Raw genomic sequence first — 25,543 nt, forward strand, 5'->3', positions numbered from 1 at the left:
CTGCATGTCTGACGCACTCTGGGCCGCCCGCCTGGGCGATGCACTCAGCCACACCTCAATGATGGCCGACATTCTTGGCGGCGTGCTGGAGGTGGCGGCCAACATTGCAATCACCGCAGTGGCCACCGCTGCCGTGGTGGCGGCCACGGGCATCACGGTCGTCACCGGGGGGTTAGGTTGCGTCGTGCTCGGCTTGGTGGTGGGCACGATCGTCGGCCTCGCCATGAGCAAGACCGGGGCCGACAAGGGCCTGAGCAATTTATGCGAGAGCTTCAGTAACGCGCTGTTTCCGCCCACGGTGCAGGCGAACATTCTCACCGGCTCCACCAACACCCTGACCAATAACATCCCTGCCGCCCGCGCCGCCGGGGCGATCCCGTCCCATGTCGCGCCGGCCGGCACCGAGCTGGAGGCACCCGAGCCGGAAGCCGAGCCCAGTTACCTGGACATGGCCGAGAGCTTCTTCTCCCAGATGTGGCGCCCCACCATCGCCACCCCGGCACCGGGCGCGGTGCCCAAGCCGCTGGACCTGGTCGTCTGCATGAAGCATCCGCCGATGCCGCCGCAATTTCTCGCCGAGGGCTCGGACAAAGTCACCATCAACGGCCAACCCGCCGTGCGCAGCGGCGACCGCACCACCTGCGATGCCACGGTGGTGGGCTCCGGGCTGATCTCATCCAACGTGACCATCGGCGGCGGCTCGGTGGTGGTGCGTGAGATCCGCAGCGGCAAGACCCCGGGCGTGGGGCTGGCGGTCACCGCGCTGCTGATGCTCAAGGGCGGCAAGGGCAAGTTCTTCAGCAAATTGCCGTGCATGCTGGTCGGTGGCGCGACGTCGATGGCCGTCAGCAGCGCGATGGGCGCGATGGCCAACGCGGCCATGGGCTCGTCGAACCCGGTGCATGCTGCGACCGGGGCCAAGGTGCTGGGAGGCGATGAAGAGCTGGACTTCATGTTGCCGGGCATCTTGCCGATCGATTGGCAGCGCTTCTACAACAGCCGCGACGAACGCCGCGACGGTCTGTTCGGCGCCGGTTGGAGCGTGTCCTACGAGGTGTGCGTTGAAATCCTGCCTCACCCGGAGGGCGGCGAAACGCTGGTGTACACCGATGAGCAGGGCCGGCGCATCGACATGGGGTCGATCCCCTTGGGTGGCGCGGTGTTCAGTGCCGGTGAAGGGCTGAGTGTTCGGCGCCACATCAATGGGCAGTTGTTGATTGAAAGCGATAGCGGACTGTATCGACTGTTCGATGCAACACCTGGGAACTCATCGGCATTGCGTCTTAGCCAGCTGGGTGATCGCAATGACAACCGGGTTCACCTCGACTATGACGACGCCGGACGCCTTGTAAAACTGCGCGACACCTTTGACTTGGTTCAGGTGGAATTGATCTACCTTCAGACACGAGTCAGTCAGATGGAGCGGGTCTACCCGGACCAGCGCCGCGAAGTGTTGGTGAGTTATGGCTACGATCCCTCAGGCAACCTGATAGAAGTTCGCGATACCGCAGGCCAGGTACAGCGTCGTTTCGTTTACGACAGTGAGCGGCGGATGACTGAGCATCAGTTGCCCACAGGCCTTCGCTGTTTTTATCAGTGGGCTTGCATCGAGGAAAAGGAATGGCGCGTGGTCGGGCACTGGACCGATGAGGGCGACACTTACCAGTTCGACTATGACCTCGTCGCCGGTGTCACGCGCATCACCGATGGTCTGCAACGCGTCAGCACACGGCGCTGGAACGCCCAGCACCAGATCACCGAATACACCGACAACCTCGGCCAGACCTGGCAGTTCGAGTGGAACGACGAACGCCAATTGCTCAACGCCACCGACCCGCAGGGCGGGCGCTATGAATACAGCTACGACGACGCCGGCAACCTGATCGGCGAAACCGACCCGCTGGGCCGCAGTGAATCGACCTTATGGCTCAAGCACTGGGCCTTGCCCGTCGCAGGAACGGACAGTGCAGGCAACAGTTGGCAACTACGGTATGACCAGCGGGGTAATTGCATTGGCGAAACCGACCCACTGGGACAAGTGACTCAGTACCGTTATGACGACCGCGGGCAACTGGTAGAAATCATCGATGCCACAGGTAAAAGCAAAAGGCTTAAATGGAATGTCTTCGGCCAACTCAGCGAACATATCGACTGTTCTGGCTACCCAACTCGCTTCCGGTACGACGATCGGGGTTATTTGCAGGTCATCACTGACGCCATGGGCGAACGCACCCTGTTCAGTTATGACACTCAGGGGCGCTTGCTGACCAGTCAATTACCTGATGGACGCGTTGAACGCCTCCAGCGCGATAGCAGCGGCCAATTGACCGGTTATACCGACCCGGCCGGGCACACCACGCACTACCAGCGTAATCGCCGGGGCCAAGTATGCCGGCGTGTCGACACTCATGGACGTCAGGTGCAATTCGTCTATGACAGCTATGGGCGTCTCCAAGTCCTGACCAACGAAAACGGCGAACATTATCGTTTCGCTTGGGATGCCAATGACCGTGTAGCCGAGCAGCATGATCTTGATGGCAGTTCTCGTCGTTACACCTACGATGCGCTGAACAATATTGCGGTGGTGGAAACTGTTCCGGCGCCTTATGGCAACGGCATGGCTTTGGTGCCCACAACATCCGAAGCCCCGATCATCCATCGTTTTGAACGCGACGCCATGGGGCGTCTGGTGGCGAAGGTGACCGATGATGGACGTACCGAGTACACCTATAACCCGTTGGATCAACTTACGGCTGTCAGCTTTATCGATAAGACTGGCCAGCAACAATCATTGGGTTTTGTTTACGACGCACTGGGTCAATTGGTTGAAGAGCAAAGCTCGGCCGGCAGTCTGCAATATCGTTACGACGAACTGGGCAACCTGATCCAGACAAAAACGCCTGACGGTTGCTGGCTTAATCGGTTGTATTACGGAAGTGGCCACCTTCACCAGATCAATGTCGACGGACAGGTCATCAGCGATTTCGAGCGCGATCGACTGCACCGTGAAGTGCTTCGCACCCAAGGTCATATAACCACTCGCAGCCAATATGACCGCTGCGGTCGCTTGCGTTCTCTTAAACGTGGGCAAAGCCCGCTGACCACAACTGCGCAAAAACAATTCGAGTACGACCCAACAGATAATCTGATTGGCAAGCTTGACCAGCAATCCGGTGACCAAAACAGGCAGTTATTTCATTACGATGCCACCGATAGAATTATCGCCAGCCAAGATAGTCTGCGCGGGCAACGTGAAACCTTTGCGTACGATGACGCTGCGAACCTACTCGACGGGCCGCAACAAGGCTCTGGGCTGGTGGTGCATAACAAGCTACTGACCTATCAGGACAAACGCTATCGCTATGACGGCTTCGGCCGAATGATCGAGAAGCGCAGTAGCCTTCGCGGAACGCAACGCTTCGCATACGACGCCGAACACCGCCTGATTGAAGTGCGCAATGATCATGCTGGACGCGCATCGGTCGTGCGGATGACCTATGACCCTCTAGGCAGGCGCGTTACCAAAGCCACTTATGACGGCAATGGGTATCTCCTGAGTGAAACCCGCTTTACTTGGGATGGCCTGCGCCTGCTACAGGAGTACAAGCACTCCCAGACCAGCCTTTACATCTATGGGAACCAAGGCCACGAACCTATAGCCCGAATTGATGGGTCAGGCGCGCAACAGAAAGTGCGCTATTACCACAACGACCTCAATGGTCTGCCTGAGCAGCTTTCGGAGGCGAACGGTCAAACGGTCTGGCAGGCTCGCTATCAGGTATGGGGCAATACGGTTGAAGAAATCCGTGAGCCTTATTACATAGAAGAGCAGAACCTGAGATTCCAAGGACAATATCTGGATCGGGAAATCGGGCTGCACTACAACACTTTCCGATTCTACGACCCGGATGTTGGACGATTTACGACACCCGATCCCATAGGACTCACTGGAGGGCTTAACCTCTACCTCTACGCAACCAATCCATTAATGTGGATAGACCCGCTCGGGTTAAACCCGCAGGACCTGGTGCGTTATAAGCCTAGAGAAACCGTCAAACCGAAGCCTGGTGGACGAGGAACAGCCATTAACCGTGCCTGGGGTCAGGAACGGGAGCTTGTTTCACGCGGCGGTGGCTCAAGGGATTGGACCGCGGCCGAGCGCGATATGATTTTGGACACCAAGAGCAACGCGCAACTGAACTCCAAAATGTCTAAAGCAGGCTATACCGGACACCATATCAACAGTGTCGAAGGCAACGGAACATTGGGTAAAGCCTGGAAAGGCGATCCAAGGAATATTGTATTCTTGCAGAACGCGCAACACCCAAGCGGTGTGGACGAGCATTTGAATAGTCCTCAGGGGCACCGCGGTAACTACGGCAACGCTGGAAAGGGACGCTTGATTGACCGCCTTAAAACACCCGGCAAGCCTAAATGCGGCACTTGAATTTTTACTCGGAGAATGAACATGAGTGCGTTAGAAAAGGCATTGATAGAGCTGCGCCGTATCCACAAGAAGTTCCAGTTGGATGGCAGCTTCGAAAAGAATGGCCAAGTCAACGCCACATGGCCGCAAACGCTTGGACGCTCTGTCGAAACTGATTTTTTCTATGACAACTACGAGCCTGTGGGTATAGAGATAGAAACAGGTTTGACTCCGATACGTTTTTTTGACCTGAACACCCTTGAAGATGACCAAGTGGGCTACAAGTGGGATGGCAATTCAAACAAGTCGCAGCTCAACCCACGCTGGCCAGCCAGCTTTGTAGTATTTATGGATGATATCGGAGGCGGTAAACCTGTCATCGCTGTTACCGACATTGAGGGTACACCTGTATTTGCCAGCTATGACGTCGCTTTGCCTTTCAAAATTGCCGATTCATTGGCTGATTTCTTTTTCGCTTTTGCCAAATTGATTGAGGTTGTCCACGGCAAATTCGAAATCTTTGAGATCTATAACGATGATGACGAACTTTCCAGCAAGTTCGTGAAATTACTCACAAAGGAAGTCAGCCCCCTGCTTGGGAAAGAAAATTTCGAACGGTTTTTTGATTATTTTTATGGTTAATCTTTAGGTCATGGATCTGACCCGGCCAATGAGCGCAGAAGATGGAACAACTGGAAGACGAATACCCCGGCGATTCCGATTGGCACAGTTTTGTGCAGTTGTATGAAGAGGACTATATCGACGACGACGCCCGCACGCTGGCGAAAGCCTTGGATGGCAACCTCGATATGGCGGTCGTCCTCAACGGTAAAAGAGGGCTTGACGAAGGGTTGTGGTGGATCGAACAGAAAGTGCCCGCCCTCGGTAACAAACGGCCGGCCGATTGCCTCAAGAATCCGAAGCTGATCAAACGCCTGAGAATGGCGCTGATGAGTATGCCGTAACCGACACGGAGAAAGGTGCAATGGAAGGCATCGAATTGCTCCACAAGCGCAACGATTACGCAGCCGTCAGACGCTTACGTCGGATGAGCCCCCTGCATGTCTGACGCACTCTGGGCCGCCCGCCTGGGCGATGCACTCAGCCACACCTCGATGATGGCCGACATTCTTGGCGGCGTGCTGGAGGTGGCGGCCAACATTGCGATCACCGCAGTGGCGACGGCTGCCGTGGTCGCGGCCACGGGCATCACCGTCGTCACCGGCGGCCTCGGTTGCTTCGTGCTCGGTTTGGTGGTGGGCACGATCGTCGGCCTCGCCATGAGCAAGACCGGGGCCGACAAAGGCCTGAGCAATTTATGCGAGAGCTTCAGTAACGCGCTGTTTCCGCCCACGGTGCAGGCGAACATTCTCACCGGCTCCACCAACACCCTGACCAATAACATCCCTGCCGCCCGCGCCGCCGGGGCGATCCCGTCCCATGTCGCGCCGGCCGGCACCGAGCTGGAGGCACCCGAGCCGGAAGCCGAAGCCAGTTACCTCGACATGGCCGAAAGCTTCTTCTCCCAGATGTGGCGCCCCACTGTCGCCACCCCGGCGCCCGGCGCAGTGCCCAAGCCGCTGGACCTGCTCGTCTGCATGAAGCATCCGCCGATGCCACCGCAGTTCATGGCCGAGGGCTCGGACAAAGTCACCATCAACGGCCAGCCCGCCGTGCGCAGTGGCGACCGCAGCACCTGCGATGCCAAGGTCGTATCGTCCGGGCTGATTTCCTCCAACGTGACCATTGGCGGCGGTTCGGTGGTGGTGCGCGAAATCCGCAGCGGCAAAACCCCGGGCGTGGGGCTGGCGGTCACCGCGTTGCTGATGCTCAAGGGCGGCAAAGGCAAGTTCTTCAGCAAACTGCCGTGCATGCTGATCGGCGGCGCGACGTCGATGGCCGTCAGCAGCGCGATGGGCGCCATGGCCAACGCCGCCATGGGCTCGTCGAACCCGGTGCATGCCGCCACCGGGGCCAAGGTGCTGGGGGGCGATGAAGAGCTGGACTTCGTGTTGCCGGGCATCTTGCCGATTGATTGGCAGCGCTTCTACAACAGCCGCGACGAACGCCGCGACGGGCTGTTCGGCGCAGGCTGGAGCGTGTCCTACGAGGTGTGCGTTGAAATCCTGCCTCACCCGGAGGGCGGGGAAACGCTGGTGTACACCGACGAACAGGGCCGGCGCATCGACATGGGCTCGATCCCCCTGGGTGGCGCGGTGTTCAGTGCGGGTGAAGGGCTGAGTGTTCGGCGGCATCGCAATGGGGAATTGTTGATTGAAAGCGATGACGGGTTGTATCGGCTGTTCGACCCGACGCCGGGGAATGCATCGCTGCTGCGCCTGAATCAGTTGGGCGACCGCAATGACAACCGCATCCACCTCGACTATGACGACGCCGGACGGTTGGCGCGCCTGCGGGACACCTTCGATCTGGTGCAGGTCGAATTGATTCGGGAGCGCGACCGCGTGGCTCGAATGGAGCGCGTGTATCCCGACCAGCATCGTGAAGTGCTCGTCAGTTATGGCTACGACACAGTGGGCAATCTGGCCGAAGTGCGCGACGCCACCGGCCAGGTGCAACGGCGCTTCAGATACGACGCCGGGCGGCGGATGGTCGAGCATCAGTTGCCCACGGGGCTGCGGTGCTTTTATGAATGGGCGTTGGTTGAAGACCTTGAATGGCGCGTGGTCGGGCACTGGACCGACGAGGGCGACACTTACCAGTTCGACTACGACCTCGTCGCCGGTGTCACGCGCATCACCGATGGCCTGCAGCGCGTCAGTACGCGCCGGTGGAACACCCAGCACCAGATCACCGAATACACCGACAACCTCGGCCAGACCTGGCAGTTCGAGTGGAACGACGAACGCCAATTGCTCAACGCCACCGACCCGCAGGGCGGGCGCTACGAATACAGCTACGACGACGCCGGCAACCTGATCGGCGAAACCGACCCGCTGGGCCGCAGTGACTCGACCTTATGGCTCGAGCACTGGGCCTTGCCGCTGGTGGAAACCGATGCTGCAGGCAGCAGCTGGCAATATCGCTACGATCAGCGCGGCAACTGCATCGCCGAAACCGATCCGCTGGGCCACATCACCCGCTACCGCTACGACACCCAAGGCCAGGTCGTCGAGATCATCGACGCCACCGGCAAAAGCAAAAGGCTGCGCTGGAACCCGTTCGGCCAACTGGTCGAACACATCGATTGCTCGGGTTATCCGACGCGGTTCAGCTATGACCACCGGGGCTATCTGCAAACCATCACCGATGCCCTCGGCGAGCGCACCCAATTCAGCTACGACGCCCAAGGGCGCTTGCTCAGCAGCCAATTGCCGGACGGGCGCACCGAGCAATATCAGCGCGACGTCAGCGGTCAGTTGACCGGCTATACCGACCCGGCCGGGCACACCACGCTCTATCAACACAACCGTCGCGGCCAGGTGCGTCAGCGTACCGACGCCCATGGCCGCCAGGTGCAGTTCGGGTATGACAGCTACGGGCGGTTGCAGGCGCTGACCAATGAGAATGGCGAGAGTTATCGGTTTGCCTGGGACGCTGGCGATCGGCTGACCGAACAACAGGATCTGGATGGCAGCGCCAAGCGCTACGCCTATGACCTGCTGGATAACGTCGCGGCGGTGACAGCTGTTCCGGCGCCTTATGGCAACGGCCTGGCCGTCGTTCCCGAGTCGCCCCCCGCTCCCATCGTTCACCGACTGGAACGCGACGCCGTCGGCCGGCTGATCGCCAAAGTCACCGACGATGGCCGCACCGACTACTCCTACGACCCACTGGACCAACTCACCGCCGTCACCTTCACCGACCACCAGGGCAACGCGCAAACCCTGAGCTTCGCCTACGACGCCCTCGGCCAGTTGCTCGAAGAACAAAGCGCGGCCGGCAGCCTGCACCACCACTACGATGAACTCGGCAACCTGATCCAGACCCAACTGCCCGACGACCGCTGGGTCAATCGCCTGTACTACGGCAGCGGCCATCTGCACCAGATCAACCTCGACGGTCAGGTCATCAGCGACTTCGAACGCGACCGCCTGCACCGCGAAGTGCTGCGCACCCAAGGCCAGATCAGCACCCGTAGCGAATACGACCGCAGCGGGCGCTTACGCTCACGCCAACGCCGACACAGCAGCCAGCCATCGCTGATGCCGGCAGCGGTGCAGAAACACTTCGAGTACGACCCCGCCGACAACCTGATCGGCAAACTCGACCAGCAACCTGCCGCGCAACACCGCCAACTGCTGCACTACGACGCCACTGGCCGCATCATCGCCAGCCAGGACAGCCTGCACGGCCAGCGCGAAACCTTCGCCTACGACGCCGCCGCCAACCTGCTGGACGGCCCACAACCCGGCGCCGGGCTGGTGGTGCACAACAAACTGCTGACCTATCAGGACAAGCGTTATCGCTATGACGCGTTTGGCCGGATGATCGAAAAACGCAGTGCTAAACGGGGCCTGCAACGCTTCGGTTACGATGCCGAAAGCCGGTTGATTGAAGTGCGCAATGAAAACGGCAGCGTGGTCAGGATGACCTACGACCCGCTGGGCCGACGCATCGAAAAAACCGAGCACGACACCAACGGCTACCCACTCGGCGAAACCCGCTTCACTTGGGACGGCCTGCGTCTGTTGCAGGAACATCGCCATCAGCAGACCAGCCTCTACCTCTACGAAGACGAAGGCTACGAACCCCTGGCCCGGGTCGACGGCACCGGCCCGCTGCAAAAAATCCGCTACTACCACAACGACCTCAACGGCCTGCCGGAACAGCTCACCGAGGCAGACGGCCACAACGTCTGGCAGGCGAGCTACCGGGTGTGGGGCAACACGTTAGAAGAGGTGCGCGAGCCGTACTACATTGAAGAGCAAAACCTGCGGTTTCAGGGGCAGTACCTGGACCGGGAGACGGGGCTGCATTTCAATACGTTCAGATTTTATGATCCGGATGTGGGGCGGTTTACTACGCCGGATCCGATTGGGTTGAAGGGAGGATTAAACCTATATCAATATGGATATAACCCCGTTGGATGGGTGGACCCATGGGGTTGGAGTTGTGTCCAGTTCAAACGCTGGAAAAGAGGCGACGCTATTGATAAACCTCTGCCTAACGGCAAAGCTCCTGCATGGGACGTAGTGAGGTCAAGGTATTGGAAGAATCGACACGAAGCCTCGAAAACTTCAGGTGAGTTCAGTCCAGCCAATATGAGCCGAATGAAACGCGGCTCGGCCCCCTTGGACGCAAACGGAAACTCGATGGAGTTGCACCATCACAACCCTCAACGCAATGGCGGAGTCAGCGTGAACAACCCCCGAAACTTACGGGAAGTCACACGAGAACAACATGCCGAACTTGATGATTTCAGACATCTAGGAACTAAGTAATGACTGCTATAGAAATTGTGAAGCAATTTGTCGAAGCATCCATTTCGCCAAAAGAATTCGAAGGGAAAATTTATGCTGACCCATCAATTGAAGAACTACTAAGAAGCGAGAAAAATTTACCAGCTTACGTGGCAGAGCCAGACTTATACACATACACCATTAGTCAAAACTATGAAAACCTTGAATCCATATATAACACCCAAACTCTTCTATCTGACTTTCTAAATAAGAAAAATATACCCCACAAGGTCGAAAAAAAATATGAAGATCTATTTAACCTAACGCTTAAAGTTCAGCCAAAATGGTTATCCCTACCATCAGATTATCTATCCAGCCTCATTGAAGACAAAAAATCACTTAGCGCCAAAGAGCTGCAGCTATGGTTAAAGGAAAAAATAAAAAGTGATTTTCGCTCTCTGAAGACACCACCCAAATGGCTCCAAAACCCCGAATGGCCTATACAGGATGGAAAACCAATGATTTTTTTGGGGCAACTCGATATTAGTGATTTAAGCCATGACAACTCTCAGGCTTATTTATTTTTTGATGAAAACAAGAGAACGTTTCATACCATCACGCAATCTTGCTGATCAGCATTGACAAGTTATAGCATCCTCGGCGCCGTGCTGGCAGCGGCTAACGGCATGATTTCAAATAGGATCGTTCCTTGGGATTAGTGATGATTGAAAACACTTTTATGGTTAGTCTTCTGGTGAACCCAGAAGAAATCTATGAAAAGAACATCAAAACTCTATTAGCCATTCATGCAGACATCGCGTCGGGAAATGCAGCCTCACTAAAAAAGCACCTAGAGAAAAATTCCGTTCTATTGCACCTGCCCATGTACGGCCTTGATGGGCAAGAGACCCTGCTGCATATGGCTGCCGAACGGGGTCAAACCGAAATTTGCCGCTTATTGGTGTCTTTAGGTATTGCGCTGGACCAGCCTGCCGTCAGTTCCGGCAATAGCACGCCACTTGCCGCAGCCGCTGGCAATGGACATCTACAAACATGCCAATGGTTTCTGGAGGCCGGTGCTTTGGTGGATGGGTGGCCTAACAGCATAACCACCCCCCTGATTAACGCGATTACCTTTGGGCATCAGGACGTCGTCAATCTTCTTATAGAACACCATGCCAACATCAATCGACTGCACACCAGGCTGAATACCGCGCCATTGGACATCGCCAATACCTGGGGATTTACAGAGATTGCGTCCACCTTAAGAAAATCGGGGGCGGTCAGTATCATGGACATTGTTGAAAGCCGACCCGAGGAATTTGGTGGTTCTATAGTCACTTTCGTGCACAACACCGCTGGCTGGGTTTTACCCGCACAACTGAGTCCCTTCACTAATGAAGAGGGTCTGGAGTTGCGTATCAGCTGTATTGATGGCAAAAACAAGTTCAAGTTACTCTTCACCATCGGACTTTTTGCCAAAAGTCCTCATACCGAATTATTCGTATGTTTGCCTGGCGACTGGCCTCTTACGCAGCAAGGTTTTACCCCCCACAGTCCTTGGGTTTTTCCGGTTGAGTTGCTGTCTCTGCTCGCTCGCCACACGTTCGATGATGGCCCCTTGTCGGAAGGCTTCTTGATTCGTCGTTCCGATGCCTTGTATGCCAACCTGGCCTGGCCAGACGAGGTGGATGCTTTCGTGGCCGTGGATAAAGCCTGGGATACGAAAACTGAAAAAGAGACGATCCCCGACAATGAAAAGGTGATGCTCTATGTTTTGGCACCTGTCAAATTCACGAAAAAAGGCGAACCCGACGCAGCAGCATTGCGTGCTCTGACACAACGCAAACGTACAGCCAGTTGGGCGAGTGTGGTCATTCCGACTCCGGATCCAGAGATAATGCAGTAGAAAAGTGGAGCGGCAAAGCACCAGCCAAGTACCTGTTGGACGTTCCTTGGGGCGGAGAAAAAGACCAGATACGGGTAGAGGGACTTCGTTAGAAATTCATCTCTGCGGCCAACAAAAATGGGGGCCTGATCCAGTCGGTGTGCCCATTTTTCCAGCTCGCGCCCATCATGATCCCTCGCCATCGCCGCCGACCTCGCCGACGATGTGGACGGTTCACGCCGCTCCGTAGCCCTGGCGCTCAGCCGCATGTCTGATGGGGTGCATTTGTTGGTAGAGCGCGCGCTGGACCACCTTAATGAGCCGGAAATAGCAGCGATTCTCGCCAGAAAACAAAGCCGCGTCAGCTAATCCGCCACCCACAAAAAAATGGGCACCCAACCTCGTTGGCGTGCCCATTTTTTTTATCCTGCTCACCCGCTGTGCGGGAAGTCGATGCGTGTTACGGATTAACGCTGTCCTTCAACGACTTGCCTGGCTTGAACGCAACAGTGTTGCTGGCCTTGATTTTGACTGGTTCACCGGTCTGCGGGTTTTTGCCGGTGCGGGCACCGCGATGGCGTTGCAGGAAGGTGCCGAAGCCCACCAGCGTGACGCTATCCTTGCGATGCAGAGCGCCGGTGATTTCTTCGAGAACGGCGTTGAGAACGCGGTTGGCCTGTTCTTTGGTGAGGTCTGCTTTTTCCGCGATGGCAGCGGCGAGTTCTGGTTTACGCATTAGTGAAGCCCCTTTGACGGTTTTTTGTTGTTATGTCCGTGCTGTTCTCGTTGGAACAGCGCCCAAGGCGCCGCAGGTGCTCTACTCTGCGGCAGACGGGAATGAGGATGGCACGCGCGCAAGAGCGGCGCCAGTCTCCCCGCGACCTTTGTAGGGGCAAAAACGGGGTGATTCCGACAGAACGACAGGCATTTACGCCAACAGGGCTGGAAGTTCTTTGTTCAGGGCGAGTTTTTCCATCACCGCCGCGCCGGTCAGGGCGTAACCCAGCAATTTGCCGGCGCTGTCGCGGCATAGCACTTTGATGTCCGCGCCCTGCCCTTCGACCGTCCAGACGCCCTCCGCGCCCCGTGGTGGCGGTGAAACCACCAATGGGCAGACCGGGGTTTTCACGGTGATCGGCATCGGGCCATAGCTCACCACCGTCGGGTTTCCGGCGAGGGTTTGGGCCAGCGCTCTCGCACAGCTCATGAGGGGCATGACGTACAACAGATTCAGCCCATCGACCTCGGCGCAGTCGCCCAGGGCGTAGATGTTGGCGTGAGAGGTTTTCAGGTGACGGTCAACCACCACGCCACGGTTGATCTGCAACCCGGCAGCGGCCGCCAGATCGATGCGCGGACGCAGACCAATGGCCGAAATCACTACATCGCAAGGGATGACCTGGCCGTCGGACAGATGCGCTTCCAGGCCATCAGGCACTCGCTGCAAGCGATTGAGCACCGGCCCGAGGTGGAAGCGCGCGCCCAGGCTTTCCAGCCCGGCCTGGACCGCAGCGGCAGCCGCCGGGTGCAGCAAGGTCGGCATGACTTGTTCGCAGGGTGCAACCAGTTGCACTTCATAGCCCCCGAGAATCAGGTCGTTGGCGAATTCGCAGCCGATCAAACCGGCGCCCAGCAGCAACACCCGATGCTTGCCGGCCGCGGCGGCGCGAAAGCGTGCGTAGTCTTCAAGGTCATTGATCGGGAAAACGGCATCGGCCGCGTCGCCTTCGATCGGCACGCGCACGGTTTCCGCGCCCCAGGCCAGGATCAGGTCGCGATAGATCACCGATTCTTCGCCGATCCACAGGCGCTTGTGGCCCGGATCGATGCCGCTGATGCGCGTGTGGGTGCGCACTTCGGCCTTCAATTGCTCGGCCATGGCGCCCGGTTCGGCCATGCTCAGGCCATCGGCGTCTTTATTCTTGCCGAAGCCGGTGGAAAGCATCGGCTTGGAGTAGGAGCGCCCGTCATCTGCGGTAATCAACAGCAGCGGGGTTTCGCCATCGAGTTTGCGAAACTCCCGGGCCAGGTTGTAGCCAGCCAGCCCAGTGCCGACGATCACGACAGGTGTGTTCATTCCTTACTCCTTGGATGCTTAGTTGATTTCAATCATTTCAAAATCCATTTTGCCCACGCCGCAGTCCGGGCACAGCCAGTCTTCCGGCACGTCCTGCCACGGTGTGCCCGGCGCAATGCCATCGTCCGGCCAGCCGTCAGCTTCGTTATAAATCAGGCCGCAGACCACACATTGCCACTTTTTCATTCAAGTATTTCCTCAGGATTCAGGCTTTTGCCGGCGCGAACGGTCGATGGATGAAGCGCTGCCGTCCGGCTCAGGGCGTTTTGTACTGATCGGGCCCGGCAGATGCAAGCCTGTTCGGCGCATCGGCAGGCCGGATCAATCAAACTCGCCGCCTGACATGGTAAGCTCGCCGCCTCATTTGCTGCCAATAATGACTCACTGTGCCGCACTCAAAATCCCCCTCCGCGACACCGATCTGGCTTCCTCGAAGCCAACTGACGCCCCTCCCCGACACGTCTACGCTCGATTGGCTGTTCGATGAAGGGTCGCTGACTCGGCGCCTGACCCGCCTGTCGAATGACAGTTTCAGCGTCACGCCGCTGTTCGAAGGCTGGCAATCGCTACGCGCGGACGAATGTGCCGCGCTGGAGCTGGCCGAAGGCAGCGAGGGCTGGGTGCGCGAGGTGTATCTGCGCGGCCATGGTGAAGCCTGGGTGTTTGCCCGCAGCGTAGCGGCGCGTAGTGCGTTGCAGGGCGACGGATTACAGATGGATGAATTGGGCAGCCGCTCGCTGGGCGAATTGCTGTTTTGCGATCAAGCGTTTCAGCGCCGGGCCATCGAAGTTTGTCACTATCCTCAAGCATGGTTGCCGGTGGACGCTCAGGCGCCTGAACTGTGGGGCCGGCGCTCGCGCTTCGACCGCGGTGCCTTGAGCGTGCTGGTGGCCGAGATTTTCCTGCCGACCTTGTGGAACACCACCCGCGCCCATCCGGAGAATTGCTGATGTACCAGAGCCTGCTCAAGTCCCTGAACCGCGTGAATCCTCGGGCCTGGGATTTCATTCAGCTGACCCGTATGGACAAGCCGATCGGCATTTATTTGCTGCTGTGGCCAACGTTGTGGGCACTCTGGATTGCCGGTGAAGGTTCGCCTTCGTTGGCCAATATCGTGATTTTCGTGCTCGGCGTGGTACTGACCCGCGCCGGTGGTTGTGTGATCAACGATTGGGCCGACCGCAAGGTCGATGGCCACGTGAAACGTACCGAACAGCGGCCATTGGTGAGTGGCAAGATCAGCTCGAAAGAAGCCCTGGTGTTCTTCGCGGTGCTGATGGGCGTGAGCTTTTTGCTGGTGTTGTGCACCAATGCGAAGACGGTCTGGTTATCGCTGGGTGGTTTGGCCCTGGCCTTCAGTTACCCGTTCATGAAGCGCTACACCTATTACCCACAAGTGGTACTGGGCGCGGCGTTCTCCTGGGGCATGCCCATGGCATTCACCGCCGAAACCGGTGAGCTGCCGGCGACGGCCTGGTTGTTGTGGATCGCCAACCTGTTGTGGACCGTGGGCTACGACACCTATTACGCCATGACCGATCGCGACGACGACCTGAAGATCGGCGTTAAATCCACGGCGATTCTGTTTGGCGATGCCGACAGAGTGATCATTCTGACCCTGCAAGGATTGGCATTGGGATGCCTGCTGCTGGCGGGTTCGAAATTCCAGCTCGGTGGCTGGTTCCACCTCGGGTTGCTGGCGGCGGCGGGTTGTTTTGCGTGGGAGTTCTGGTACACCCGCGGCAAGGACCGGATGCGCTGCTTCCAGGCGTTTTTGCATAACCATTGGGCAGGGTTGGCGATTTTTGTCGGGATTGTGCTGGATTACGCCAATCGCTGAGCAACCCACATCTTCGCGTAGCCGCTACCGAACCCAGGCTTCGGCAGCGGCTACAACCTTGAGCCGTTTACTTTTGCGACTCACGGACGACTCGCCAGACATCCTTCATGCCGTCACCCTTCATTTCGCCAGGCTTTTCATCTTTCATAAACATATACAGCGGCTTACCGTCATAAGCCCATTGCATCGTGCCGTCATCCCGTTTGATTGGCGTAAATTTGCCTTCGGCCTTGGCGCCTGCCGGGGCCATCATCGGTGGCCACATCGTCGCACACTCACCCGTGCACATCGACTTGCCATCCTTGTCCTTGTCGAACGTGTAAACGGTCATACCCTTGTGGTCGACCATCATGCCGTCTTTCATCGTGGCCGGTTCGGCGGCAAAGGCCAAGGGCGACAGCGTTAGCGCAGCCGTAACCAGCAGGGCCTTCCAGGATTGAGCAATGTGATTCATGGAAACCTTCCTCTTGTGGTTGTCAGGATTCGGACTTAGAGCTTAGTTCAGGATCGCGACAATCGCAGGACGGCTAAAATACTGTCACACGACTGCAATAATTCCGTTATCTAATGCGGCGCAAGACAGTTAAATGACAAGAGGATTAAGGCATGGTTGGCAGGAGCATTCTGATCGTCGACGACGAAGCGCCCATTCGCGAAATGATCGCCGTTGCGTTGGAAATGGCCGGCTATGACTGCCTGGAGGCCGAGAACTCCCAGCAGGCCCATGCCATCATCGTCGACCGTAAACCGGACCTGATCCTCCTCGACTGGATGCTGCCCGGCACCTCCGGTATTGAGCTGGCCCGCCGGCTCAAGCGCGATGAACTGACCGGGGATATCCCAATCATCATGCTCACCGCCAAGGGCGAAGAGGACAACAAGATCCAGGGGCTGGAAGTCGGCGCCGACGATTACATCACCAAACCGTTTTCCCCACGTGAGCTGGTGGCGCGCCTGAAAGCCGTGCTGCGCCGCGCCGGCCCGACCGATGGCGAAGCGCCGATCGAAGTCGGTGGCCTGCTGCTGGACCCGATCAGCCACCGCGTGACCATCGACGGCAAACCCGCCGAGATGGGCCCGACCGAGTACCGCTTGCTGCAATTTTTCATGACCCACCAGGAACGTGCCTACACTCGCGGCCAGTTGCTGGATCAGGTCTGGGGCGGCAATGTCTATGTCGAAGAGCGCACGGTCGATGTGCACATCCGTCGCCTGCGCAAAGCCCTCGGCGATGCCTATGAAAATCTGGTACAAACCGTGCGCGGCACCGGCTACCGGTTTTCCACCAAGGCCTGAGCCGACCGCCAGACTCGCTGACAAGGACGCATTTTTCCGTGAACCAAAACTGGCATGGCACCCTGATTCGCCACATGCTGTTGCTGGTCACCGCCTGCTTGGTGATCGGCCTGATTTCCGGCTACTACGGCTGGAGCCTCGCCGTGGGCCTGGGCCTTTATCTGGCCTGGACCCTCAAGCAGTTGCTGCGTTTGCATGAATGGCTGCGCCAGCACCAACCCGATGAAGCACCGCCCGACGGCTATGGCTTGTGGGGTGAAGTGTTCGACAGCATCTACCACCTGCAACGCCGCGACCAACGGGTGCGCGGGCGCCTGCAAGCGGTGATCGACCGGGTCCAGGAATCCACCGCTGCGCTGAAAGATGCGGTGATCATGCTCGACAGCGACGGCAACCTGGAATGGTGGAACCGCGCCGCCGAAACCTTGCTGGGCCTCAAGACCCCTCAGGACAGTGGCCAGCCCGTGACCAACCTGGTGCGCCACCCGCGCTTCAAGGAATACTTCGAGCAGGACAGCTACGCCGAGCCGCTGGAAATCCCCTCGCCGATCAATGATCGCCTGCGTATTCAGCTCTACATCACTCGCTACGGCAACAACGAACACTTGATGCTGGTGCGCGACGTGACACGTATCCATCAACTGGAACAGATGCGCAAAGACTTCATCGCCAACGTGTCCCACGAGCTGCGCACACCGCTGACGGTGATCTGCGGCTATCTGGAAACGCTGCTCGATAACGTCGAGGACGTGAACCCGCGTTGGACCCGTGCACTGCAACAGATGCAGCAGCAAGGCGGGCGCATGCAGACCTTGCTTAACGATTTGCTGCTGCTGGCCAAACTGGAAGCCACTGATTACCCGTCGGACAACCAACCGGTGGCCATCGACAGCCTGCTGCAATCGATTAAGGGCGACGCTCAGCAGCTGTCCGGTCAACGCAATCAGCACATCACCCTGGAAGCCGACCCGACGATTCTACTCAAGGGTAGCGAAGCCGAATTGCGTAGCGCATTTTCCAACCTGGTGTTCAACGCAGTGAAATACACCCCGGCCGAGGGCAATATCCGCATTCGCTGGTGGGGCGACGATCAAGGCGCACACCTGAGCGTGCAGGATTCGGGGATCGGCATCGACAGCAAACACTTGCCACGCCTCACTGAACGCTTCTACCGCGTCGACTCCAGCCGCAACTCCAACACCGGCGGCACCGGACTGGGGCTGGCCATCGTCAAACATGTGTTGTTGCGCCACCGGGCACGTATGGAAATCAGTAGTGTGCCGGGCCACGGCAGCACGTTTACTTGCCATTTCGCCCCAGCCCAGGTCACCAAAACCCCTGTCACCAGCGCCGCCGACTGATACCAGTCAGCACTCGCCACTAGGCAATTGCCCGGTCAGCCGCTACATTGGCTGACTTGTGCCTGCCCTTCAGGCGCACTTTTTTCTTACCATTCGAATATACGGAACCCGCAAAACTCCATCATGGACCCTTCCCCTGGCTTGACCCTCGCAACAATATTCGCCGACTTCGGCATGATTCTTTTTGCTCTGATCCTGGTTTTGCTCAACGGCTTTTTCGTTGCGGCGGAATTTGCCATGGTCAAATTGCGCTCGACCCGGGTCGAAGCCATCGCAGAGCAGCACGGCTGGCGCGGGCACATCCTGCGTACCGTGCACAGTCAGCTCGATGCTTACCTCTCGGCCTGCCAATTGGGTATCACCCTCGCCTCCCTGGGCCTTGGCTGGGTCGGCGAACCGGCGTTCGCGCACCTCCTCGAGCCGGTGCTGAGCGCCGTTGGCGTAGAGTCCGCCGAAGTGGTCAAGGGCGTATCGTTCTTCACCGCGTTCTTCATCATTTCGTACCTGCACATCGTGGTCGGCGAACTGGCCCCCAAATCCTGGGCCATCCGCAAACCCGAGCTGCTGTCGCTCTGGACAGCGGTGCCGCTGTACCTGTTCTACTGGGCCATGTACCCGGCCATCTACCTGCTCAACGCCAGCGCCAACCAGATCCTGCGCATCGCCGGCCAAGGTGAACCCGGCCCGCACCACGAGCACCATTACAGCCGTGAAGAACTGAAACTGATCCTGCACTCCAGCCGCGGCCAGGACCCGAGCGACCAAGGCATGCGCGTACTGGCTTCGGCGGTGGAAATGGGTGAGCTGGAAGTGGTCGACTGGGCCAACTCCCGGGAAGACCTGGTGACGCTGGAGTTCAACGCCCCGCTCAAGGAAATTCTGGCGATGTTCCGTCGCCACAAGTTCAGCCGCTACCCGGTGTACGACAGCGAGCGCCAGGAGTTCGTCGGTCTGCTGCACATCAAGGATCTGCTGCTGGAACTGGCGGCCCTGGATCACATTCCCGAGTCGTTCAACCTCGCCGAGCTGACCCGGCCGCTGGAGCGTGTGTCTCGCCACATGCCGCTGTCGCAACTGCTGGAACAGTTCCGCAAGGGCGGCTCGCACTTCGCCCTGGTTGAGGAAGCCGACGGCAACATCATCGGCTACCTGACCATGGAAGACGTGCTGGAAGTGCTGGTGGGCGACATTCAGGACGAACACCGCAAGGCCGAACGCGGGATCCTCGCGTATCAGCCGGGCAAACTGCTGGTGCGGGGCGATACGCCGCTGTTCAAGGTCGAACGCCTATTGGGCATCGATCTGGACCACATCGAAGCGGAAACCCTCGCCGGGCTGGTCTACGAAACCCTGAAACGGGTGCCGGAAGAGGAAGAAGTGCTGGAAGTCGAAGGTCTGCGCATCATCATCAAGAAGATGAAAGGGCCGAAGATCGTTTTGGCCAAGGTGTTGATGCTGGATTGATAGGCTGATCCGGATCCGTGTTGATCCCTTCGCGGGCAAGCCCGCTCCCACAAGGATTTGCGCAGGACCTGTGGGAGCGGGCTTGCTCGCAAATGCGTCAGACCAGACAACCCATCACTGCTTGCCCAACGCAAAGTTGGGCAACGCCCCCACCGGTTGATTGAACTGGTACGGAATCGATACCAGCCCCAAGCCGGTATTGCGCTGCACCACGAAGTGCAGGTGCGGGCCGCTGCTGTTGCCGGTGTTGCCCGACAGCGCCAACGCACTGCCCACCACCACTCGCTGACCTTCCCGCACGCTGACCGAGCCTTTCTTGAGGTGCAGGTACACGCCCATGGTCCCGTCATCGTGCAATACCCGCACGAAATTGCCCGACGGATCGTTGCCGCGCCCGGTCTGTCTATTCTCGGTTTTAACGACCATCCCGCCGCGCGCCGCGATGATCGGCGTGCCTTCGGGCATGGCGATGTCCATCGCATAACGGTTTTTCGGCCCGTAGTGGCTGTATTGGCCATTGGCGCCCTGACTCAGCCGAAACGGCCCACCACGCCAGGGCAACGGATATCGATAGGCCATGGCGGCCCCTGCAGGGTCGCCCAGGGAATATTCGAACCTTGGGGTATACGCCAGCGGCCTTCCGGCCTTCGTCGCCTTGAGCAGTGCCAGACGAAGGTTACTGCGCGCCGGCATCACCCGGCGGATCGGTCGGCTCGGTGCACCGCTGACGTTACTCAGCCCGGAAAAACTCAGCTCGATCTCGACTGGCGCATACAGATCGTTGCGCACGAACACACTGTCCATGCCCTTCTGCTTCTTGATATCGAGGTACACCTGCCGCTCAAGACGCTCGACCATCCGGTCCCGAAAAACGAACACCTTCGCGCCTTTGGTGGGGCGATCGCTGTAAGAGACCACGCCACTGGCGTCGGTGGACCGGTAAATCGTCATGGCCACAGCTGAGGTGGAGGCCATGAGCAGACCACAGAAAAAAAGCAGGCGCGCGAGCATGGGCAAGATTCTGTCGAGTAAGGCCTGGGAAGGAGCCTAGCAGCTGAAATGGACCAGCGTAGTCGGCAGATGTTTCAAATGATCATTCCCACACTCTGCGTGGGAATGCAGCAAGGGACGCTCTGCGTCCCATCCGAAGCGGACGCGGAGCGTCCGGGGAGGCGTTCCCACGCAGAGCGTGGGAACGATCAACTTTCAGGCGACGCCGGGCTTACGCGCCGGGTACGAAATGCTTCTGCGCGGTGCCACGGGCGATCAGGCGGGAGATGTAGTCGAGCTTCTGCGCATCCTGGTCGACAAAGCGGAAAGTCAGTTGCAGCCATTCGCTGTCGGGTTTCGGCTCGAAGGCGACGATGGCGTGCAGGTAGCCGTTGAGACGGGCGATTTCAGCGTTGTCACCCTGCTCCAGGTCGAGCACGGCGCTGTCCAGGACTTGCGGCAAGGTGTCGGTGCGTTTCACCACCAGCAGCGCTTCCTTGATGCTCAAGGCCTTGATCACGCATTGCTGGGTCCCGCTCGGCAGGCGCAGTTGGCCTTGGCCACGACCGCCAGCCGATGCAGCAGCAGAGGCCGCAGGCGCCTTGACCGGCGGGCTGTTGAGCAGGCCACGAGACGGTGCGGCAGCGGGGGCTGGTGCGGCGGCGACAGGTTTGGCGAACGGGTTGACGATGGCTGCCGATGGGGTGGCCACGGCTGCCTTGCCGCCAGTGAGTGCGCTGAGGGAATCATTGCCGAACGCCGAGTTCATTTTGGTCGGCGCACTGTTCATCAAGGTGTCGAGCTTGCCGACCTTGTTCAGCGCCTGTTTGACCTTGGTCAGCAGTTGTTCATTGGTGAACGGCTTGCTGACGTAGCCGGAAACCCCGGCCTGAATTGCCTGGACGACGTTCTCTTTGTCGCCACGGCTGGTGACCATCACGAACGGCATGGTCTTGAGGTTATCCTGCTCGCGGCACCAGGTCAGCAGTTCCAGGCCGGACATTTCCGGCATTTCCCAGTCGCACAGGACCAGATCGAACGCTTCTTTGGCCAGCATGGCCTGGGCCTTTTTGCCGTTGACTGCATCTTCGGTCCGGATCCCCGGGAAGTAGTTGCGCAGGCACTTCTTCACCAAGTCACGAATGAACGACGCATCGTCCACGACCAACACACTGATCTTGCTCATCCAACACCCCTTTAAAAATCCCGGCAAGCATAACGCTGGCTGATGGCACTTTGCCAAAACTCTTCAGTCACGCCGGGACTTTTCGTTCGCGGGTGCTGCTTTTTCATTCGGCTCTTCAATTCGAAAGCCGCACAAACAAAAACGCCCGGCCAAAGGGCCGGGCGCTTTTCTTGGGCAATCTTACTTATCGTCAGCTTTGCCCGGAACATTAGCGGTTTCGGCACTTGTGCCTTCAACTTCTTCCTTCATGCGCTTGAGGCCCAGGTGACGCACGTCGGTGCCACGCACCAGGTAAATCACCAGTTCCGAGATGTTGCGCGCATGATCGCCGATCCGCTCCAGGGAACGCAGCACCCAGATAATGCTCAAGACCCGCGAGATAGAGCGCGGGTCTTCCATCATGTAGGTGGCGAGTTCACGTAATGCGGTCTTGTATTCGCGGTCGATGATCTTGTCGTATTGCGCCACCGACAACGCCAGGTCGGCGTCGAAGCGGGCAAACGCATCCAGGGCATCGCGAACCATGTTGCGCACCTGGTCGCCAATGTGGCGAACCTCGACATAACCGCGTGGCGCTTCGCCTTCTTCGCACAACTGGATGGCACGACGGGCGATCTTGGTGGCTTCGTCGCCGATGCGCTCCAGGTCGATCACTGATTTGGAGATGCTGATGATCAAACGCAAGTCCGACGCTGCCGGCTGACGACGGGCCAGAATGCGCAGGCATTCTTCGTCGATGTTGCGTTCCATCTGATTGATCTGGTCGTCGATCTCACGCACTTGCTGGGCCAGACCGGAGTCGGCCTCAATCAGCGCGGTGACCGCGTCGTTGACTTGCTTTTCCACCAGCCCGCCCATGGCCAGGAGGTGGCTGCGAACTTCCTCCAGCTCAGCGTTGAACTGCGCGGAGATGTGATGGGTAAGGCCTTCTTTACTAATCATGTTGGCGTCCTTGGAGCGTCCGGTAAGGTGCGGTGGACCGCAGCGTCAGTTCAATGAGCAACCACGGCTTCCTAGCCGTAACGACCGGTGATGTAGTCTTCGGTCTGCTTCTTCGCCGGATTGGTGAACAGGGTATCGGTGTCGCCGAATTCCACCAGTTTGCCCATGTACATAAATGCCGTGTAGTCGGAAACCCGCGCGGCCTGTTGCATGTTGTGGGTCACGATAACAATGGTGAACTTGGATTTCAGTTCGTAGATCAGTTCTTCGACTTTCAGCGTCGAGATCGGGTCGAGTGCCGAGCAGGGTTCGTCGAGCAGCAGTACTTCCGGCTCCACGGCGATGGTGCGGGCAATCACCAGACGTTGCTGCTGACCACCGGACAGGCCGAGTGCCGACTCGTGCAGACGGTCTTTGACCTCATCCCACAGCGCCGCGCCTTTCAACGCCCACTCGACGGCTTCGTCAAGGATGCGTTTCTTGTTGATGCCCTGGATGCGCAGACCGTAAACCACGTTTTCGTAGATGGTTTTCGGAAACGGGTTAGGCTTCTGGAACACCATGCCGACCCGGCGACGCAGCTCGGCCACGTCCTCGCCCTTGCGGTAGATGTTGTTGCCATAAAGATTGATCGCGCCTTCGACCCGGCAGCCGTCCACCAGGTCGTTCATGCGGTTGAAGGTGCGCAGTAGCGTGGACTTGCCGCAGCCGGACGGGCCGATGAAGGCGGTCACGCGCTGTTTCGGGATGTTCATGCTGACGTCGAACAGTGCTTGTTTGTCGCCGTAGAACAGGCTCAGGCCCGGTACTTCGATGGCCACGGTTTCCTGCTCAAGGCTCAGGCTCTGTTTGTCGCGGCCCAGGGCCGACATGTTGATGCCGTGAGTGTGTGCTTCGTGCTGCATGGGAGGCTCCCTGTGCTAACAAATTCGGTTCGTTGAACCGCTGGCTTGGTATTCGGGCCAGCGGCTTACTCAAAATCTCTGTCTGACGCCAGCTCCCACAAGGGACAGCGGCGACCCATTAACTTAGCTATCCAGTGCTTTGTATTTTTCGCGCAGATGGTTACGGATATAAACGGCCGACAGGTTGAGCGTGGCGATCACCAGCACCAGCAGCAGCGCCGTGGCATACACCAGCGGTCGCGCGGCTTCGACGTTCGGGCTCTGGAAACCTACGTCATAAATGTGGAAGCCCAAGTGCATGATCTTCTGGTCCAGGTGCAAGTACGGGTAGTTGCCATCCAGCGGCAGCGACGGCGCCAGTTTCACCACACCCACCAACATCAGCGGCGCCACTTCACCGGCGGCACGGGCCACGGCGAGGATCATGCCGGTCATCATCGCCGGGCTGGCCATCGGCAGCACGATCTTCCACAAGGTTTCGGCCTTGGTCGCGCCGAGGGCCAACGAGCCTTCACGCACGGTGCGAGGAATCCGTGCCAGGCCTTCTTCGGTGGCGACGATCACCACCGGTACCGCCAGCAGCGCCAGGGTCAGCGAGGCCCAGAGCAGGCCCGGCGTACCGAAGGTCGGTGCCGGCAGTGCTTCAGGGAAGAACAACCGGTCGACTGAACCGCCGAGCACGTAGACGAAGAAGCCCAGACCAAACACGCCGTAAACGATCGCCGGAACACCCGCCAGGTTGTTCACCGCGATGCGGATCAGTCGGGTCATCGGCCCCTGACGTGCATATTCACGCAGGTAAACCGCTGCCAGCACACCGAACGGCGTCACGATCATCGCCATGATCAGCGTCATCATCACAGTGCCGAAAATCGCCGGGAAAATCCCGCCTTCGGTGTTGGCTTCACGCGGGTCGTCACTGAGGAATTCCCAGACCTTGCTGAAGTAGAAGCCGATCTTGGTGAAGGTACCCATCGCGTTCGGCTGGTAGGCGTGAACCACTTTGCCGATGCCGATTTCGACTTCTTTGCCGTTCGCGTCGCGAGCGGTCAGGCTGTCGCGGTTGAACTGCGCGTGCAGATCATTCAGGCGCGCTTCGATTTCCTGATAACGGGCATTCAGCTCGGCGCGCTCGGACTCCAGGTCCGCTTGCGCGGCAGCGTCGAGACGGCCGGCCAGTTCCAGTTTGCGACCGTGCAGACGCACACGTTCGAGACCGGCGTTGATCGCGCCGATATCGACCTTTTCCAGGGTCTTGAGCTGCGCGGCGAGCTGGTTGACGCGCTCGACACGCGCCTGCAACTCAGGCCATGCGGCCTCGCCTTCAGCGATGACCTTGCCATCCTGTTTGACGTTGACCAGGTAGCCATAGAAGTTGCCCCACTCGCGACGCTCGATGGCCATCAGCTCGGGTGGAGTCGTTTGGTCAGTTAGCCACTCGCCGACAATCCACGTGAAATCGGTGCCGTTCAGATCACGGTTGCCGACCTTGATCAGCTCGCGCGTCATGAACTCCGGGCCCTGGTCGGGCACCGGCAGGCCAGCGCTTTTCAGGCGCTCGCGTGGCACTTCTTCCTTCTGCACCACTTCGCCGATGACGAGGTGATTGGCTTGGCCCGGCACGTCGTAACTGGCGTGGATCAGGTCCGCCGGCCAGAAGTGACCCAGACCGCGCACGGCAATCACCGCCAGCAGGCCAATGGTCATGATGACCGCTATGGACACCGCGCCACCGCTGATCCAGACGCCGGGGGCGCCGCTCTTGAACCATCCATTCAGGGAGTTCTGTTTCACAGACTTCTACC

General features: G+C 58.6%; 20 protein-coding genes and 1 pseudogene. 12 read left to right on the forward strand and 9 right to left on the reverse strand.

What is annotated here, in order from left to right:
- Positions 1 to 4: 4 nt before the first annotated feature.
- From PSH97_RS27820 to PSH97_RS28670, 7 genes and pseudogenes are all read left to right on the forward strand, one after another.
- The gene (locus PSH97_RS27820) at positions 5 to 4,447 is read left to right on the forward strand and encodes an RHS repeat-associated core domain-containing protein (protein ID WP_305447509.1); all 4,443 of its coding nucleotides are present in this window, start codon (positions 5 to 7) and stop codon (positions 4,445 to 4,447) included.
- A 21-nt stretch (positions 4,448 to 4,468) separates the two neighbouring features.
- Entirely contained in the window at positions 4,469 to 5,068 is a 600-nt protein-coding gene (locus PSH97_RS27825; RefSeq protein WP_305447510.1) for a hypothetical protein, read from the forward strand.
- Positions 5,069 to 5,109: 41 nt separating this feature from the next.
- Positions 5,110 to 5,391 carry a hypothetical protein gene (locus PSH97_RS27830; protein ID WP_305447511.1) on the forward strand — a complete coding sequence of 94 codons (282 nt, stop codon included), beginning with the start codon at positions 5,110 to 5,112 and terminating at the stop codon, positions 5,389 to 5,391.
- 96 nt (positions 5,392 to 5,487) lie between these two features.
- The gene (locus PSH97_RS27835; RefSeq protein WP_305447512.1) at positions 5,488 to 9,831 is read left to right on the forward strand and encodes an RHS repeat-associated core domain-containing protein; all 4,344 of its coding nucleotides are present in this window, start codon (positions 5,488 to 5,490) and stop codon (positions 9,829 to 9,831) included.
- Positions 9,831 to 10,421, forward strand: a complete 591-nt coding sequence (locus PSH97_RS27840; protein ID WP_305447513.1) for a hypothetical protein — start codon at positions 9,831 to 9,833, stop codon at positions 10,419 to 10,421. Before PSH97_RS27835 ends, PSH97_RS27840 begins: the two co-directional genes overlap by 1 nt.
- A gap of 89 nt (positions 10,422 to 10,510) precedes the next feature.
- On the forward strand, positions 10,511 to 11,698 hold the full coding sequence (locus PSH97_RS27845; RefSeq protein WP_305447514.1) for an ankyrin repeat domain-containing protein: 1,188 nt from the start codon (positions 10,511 to 10,513) through the stop codon (positions 11,696 to 11,698).
- A 177-nt stretch (positions 11,699 to 11,875) separates the two neighbouring features.
- A pseudogene (locus PSH97_RS28670) lies at positions 11,876 to 12,046 on the forward strand (DUF6124 family protein); the annotation flags it as partial.
- A gap of 91 nt (positions 12,047 to 12,137) precedes the next feature.
- On the opposite strand, the gene PSH97_RS27850 reads toward PSH97_RS28670, so the two are convergent.
- The 3 genes from PSH97_RS27850 to PSH97_RS27860 form a co-directional block, all read right to left on the reverse strand.
- Entirely contained in the window at positions 12,138 to 12,413 is a 276-nt protein-coding gene (locus tag PSH97_RS27850; RefSeq protein WP_003213368.1) for an HU family DNA-binding protein, read from the reverse strand.
- Between the two features lie 192 nt (positions 12,414 to 12,605).
- Positions 12,606 to 13,754, reverse strand: a complete 1,149-nt coding sequence (locus PSH97_RS27855) for an NAD(P)/FAD-dependent oxidoreductase (RefSeq protein ID WP_305447515.1) — start codon at positions 13,752 to 13,754, stop codon at positions 12,606 to 12,608.
- A gap of 18 nt (positions 13,755 to 13,772) precedes the next feature.
- Positions 13,773 to 13,940 carry a rubredoxin gene (locus PSH97_RS27860; protein WP_305447516.1) on the reverse strand — a complete coding sequence of 56 codons (168 nt, stop codon included), beginning with the start codon at positions 13,938 to 13,940 and terminating at the stop codon, positions 13,773 to 13,775.
- A gap of 200 nt (positions 13,941 to 14,140) precedes the next feature.
- Here PSH97_RS27860 and PSH97_RS27865 point away from each other — a divergent pair, with 200 nt between their 5' ends.
- A complete protein-coding gene (locus tag PSH97_RS27865) occupies positions 14,141 to 14,704 on the forward strand; it encodes a chorismate--pyruvate lyase family protein (protein ID WP_305447517.1) in 564 nt (187 codons plus the stop codon).
- Positions 14,704 to 15,594, forward strand: coding sequence for a 4-hydroxybenzoate octaprenyltransferase (ubiA, locus tag PSH97_RS27870; protein ID WP_305447518.1), 891 nt, complete (start codon positions 14,704 to 14,706; stop codon positions 15,592 to 15,594). Before PSH97_RS27865 ends, ubiA begins: the two co-directional genes overlap by 1 nt.
- Positions 15,595 to 15,661: 67 nt before the next feature.
- Here the strand turns inward: ubiA and PSH97_RS27875 are convergent, their stop codons facing one another.
- Positions 15,662 to 16,048: a COG4315 family predicted lipoprotein gene (locus PSH97_RS27875; protein ID WP_305447519.1), complete on the reverse strand. Its 387-nt coding sequence runs from the start codon at positions 16,046 to 16,048 to the stop codon at positions 15,662 to 15,664.
- 152 nt (positions 16,049 to 16,200) lie between these two features.
- Here PSH97_RS27875 and phoB point away from each other — a divergent pair, with 152 nt between their 5' ends.
- From phoB to PSH97_RS27890, 3 genes are all read left to right on the forward strand, one after another.
- A complete protein-coding gene (phoB, locus tag PSH97_RS27880; protein WP_007896474.1) occupies positions 16,201 to 16,890 on the forward strand; it encodes a phosphate regulon transcriptional regulator PhoB in 690 nt (229 codons plus the stop codon).
- Positions 16,891 to 16,964: 74 nt separating this feature from the next.
- Positions 16,965 to 18,251: a phosphate regulon sensor histidine kinase PhoR gene (gene phoR, locus PSH97_RS27885; RefSeq protein ID WP_305449880.1), complete on the forward strand. Its 1,287-nt coding sequence runs from the start codon at positions 16,965 to 16,967 to the stop codon at positions 18,249 to 18,251.
- 123 nt (positions 18,252 to 18,374) lie between these two features.
- Entirely contained in the window at positions 18,375 to 19,715 is a 1,341-nt protein-coding gene (locus tag PSH97_RS27890) for a hemolysin family protein (RefSeq protein ID WP_305447520.1), read from the forward strand.
- A gap of 114 nt (positions 19,716 to 19,829) precedes the next feature.
- Here the strand turns inward: PSH97_RS27890 and PSH97_RS27895 are convergent, their stop codons facing one another.
- The 5 genes from PSH97_RS27895 to pstA form a co-directional block, all read right to left on the reverse strand.
- Positions 19,830 to 20,726 (reverse strand): peptidoglycan DD-metalloendopeptidase family protein, encoded by an 897-nt coding sequence (locus tag PSH97_RS27895; protein WP_305447521.1) that lies wholly within the window; start codon positions 20,724 to 20,726, stop codon positions 19,830 to 19,832.
- A 211-nt stretch (positions 20,727 to 20,937) separates the two neighbouring features.
- Positions 20,938 to 21,891: a response regulator gene (locus tag PSH97_RS27900; RefSeq protein ID WP_305447523.1), complete on the reverse strand. Its 954-nt coding sequence runs from the start codon at positions 21,889 to 21,891 to the stop codon at positions 20,938 to 20,940.
- Between the two features lie 180 nt (positions 21,892 to 22,071).
- Positions 22,072 to 22,833, reverse strand: coding sequence for a phosphate signaling complex protein PhoU (phoU, locus tag PSH97_RS27905; protein WP_007896483.1), 762 nt, complete (start codon positions 22,831 to 22,833; stop codon positions 22,072 to 22,074).
- A 71-nt stretch (positions 22,834 to 22,904) separates the two neighbouring features.
- Positions 22,905 to 23,738, reverse strand: coding sequence for a phosphate ABC transporter ATP-binding protein PstB (pstB, locus tag PSH97_RS27910; protein WP_007896484.1), 834 nt, complete (start codon positions 23,736 to 23,738; stop codon positions 22,905 to 22,907).
- A gap of 123 nt (positions 23,739 to 23,861) precedes the next feature.
- On the reverse strand, positions 23,862 to 25,532 hold the full coding sequence (pstA, locus tag PSH97_RS27915; RefSeq protein ID WP_305447524.1) for a phosphate ABC transporter permease PstA: 1,671 nt from the start codon (positions 25,530 to 25,532) through the stop codon (positions 23,862 to 23,864).
- Positions 25,533 to 25,543: the final 11 nt, after the last annotated feature.

The sequence above is a fragment of the Pseudomonas cucumis genome (assembly GCF_030687935.1).
Classification (GTDB): Bacteria; Pseudomonadota; Gammaproteobacteria; order Pseudomonadales; family Pseudomonadaceae; genus Aquipseudomonas; species Aquipseudomonas cucumis.

Excerpts from the sequence above, each read along its gene's own strand:
- PSH97_RS27820 (WP_305447509.1), top strand. The coding sequence starts at position 5 with ATGTCTGACGCACTCTGGGCCGCCCGCCTGGGCGATGCACTCAGCCAC.
- PSH97_RS27825 (WP_305447510.1), top strand. The coding sequence starts at position 4,469 with ATGAGTGCGTTAGAAAAGGCATTGATAGAGCTGCGCCGTATCCACAAG.
- PSH97_RS27830 (WP_305447511.1), top strand. The coding sequence starts at position 5,110 with ATGGAACAACTGGAAGACGAATACCCCGGCGATTCCGATTGGCACAGT.
- PSH97_RS27835 (WP_305447512.1), top strand. The coding sequence starts at position 5,488 with ATGTCTGACGCACTCTGGGCCGCCCGCCTGGGCGATGCACTCAGCCAC.
- PSH97_RS27840 (WP_305447513.1), top strand. The coding sequence starts at position 9,831 with ATGACTGCTATAGAAATTGTGAAGCAATTTGTCGAAGCATCCATTTCG.
- PSH97_RS27845 (WP_305447514.1), top strand. The coding sequence starts at position 10,511 with ATGATTGAAAACACTTTTATGGTTAGTCTTCTGGTGAACCCAGAAGAA.
- PSH97_RS27850 (WP_003213368.1), bottom strand. The coding sequence starts at position 12,413 with ATGCGTAAACCAGAACTCGCCGCTGCCATCGCGGAAAAAGCAGACCTC.
- PSH97_RS27855 (WP_305447515.1), bottom strand. The coding sequence starts at position 13,754 with ATGAACACACCTGTCGTGATCGTCGGCACTGGGCTGGCTGGCTACAAC.
- PSH97_RS27860 (WP_305447516.1), bottom strand. The coding sequence starts at position 13,940 with ATGAAAAAGTGGCAATGTGTGGTCTGCGGCCTGATTTATAACGAAGCT.
- ubiA (WP_305447518.1), top strand. The coding sequence starts at position 14,704 with ATGTACCAGAGCCTGCTCAAGTCCCTGAACCGCGTGAATCCTCGGGCC.
- PSH97_RS27875 (WP_305447519.1), bottom strand. The coding sequence starts at position 16,048 with ATGAATCACATTGCTCAATCCTGGAAGGCCCTGCTGGTTACGGCTGCG.
- phoB (WP_007896474.1), top strand. The coding sequence starts at position 16,201 with ATGGTTGGCAGGAGCATTCTGATCGTCGACGACGAAGCGCCCATTCGC.
- phoR (WP_305449880.1), top strand. The coding sequence starts at position 16,965 with ATGCTGTTGCTGGTCACCGCCTGCTTGGTGATCGGCCTGATTTCCGGC.
- PSH97_RS27890 (WP_305447520.1), top strand. The coding sequence starts at position 18,375 with ATGGACCCTTCCCCTGGCTTGACCCTCGCAACAATATTCGCCGACTTC.
- PSH97_RS27895 (WP_305447521.1), bottom strand. The coding sequence starts at position 20,726 with ATGCTCGCGCGCCTGCTTTTTTTCTGTGGTCTGCTCATGGCCTCCACC.
- PSH97_RS27900 (WP_305447523.1), bottom strand. The coding sequence starts at position 21,891 with ATGAGCAAGATCAGTGTGTTGGTCGTGGACGATGCGTCGTTCATTCGT.
- phoU (WP_007896483.1), bottom strand. The coding sequence starts at position 22,833 with ATGATTAGTAAAGAAGGCCTTACCCATCACATCTCCGCGCAGTTCAAC.
- pstB (WP_007896484.1), bottom strand. The coding sequence starts at position 23,738 with ATGCAGCACGAAGCACACACTCACGGCATCAACATGTCGGCCCTGGGC.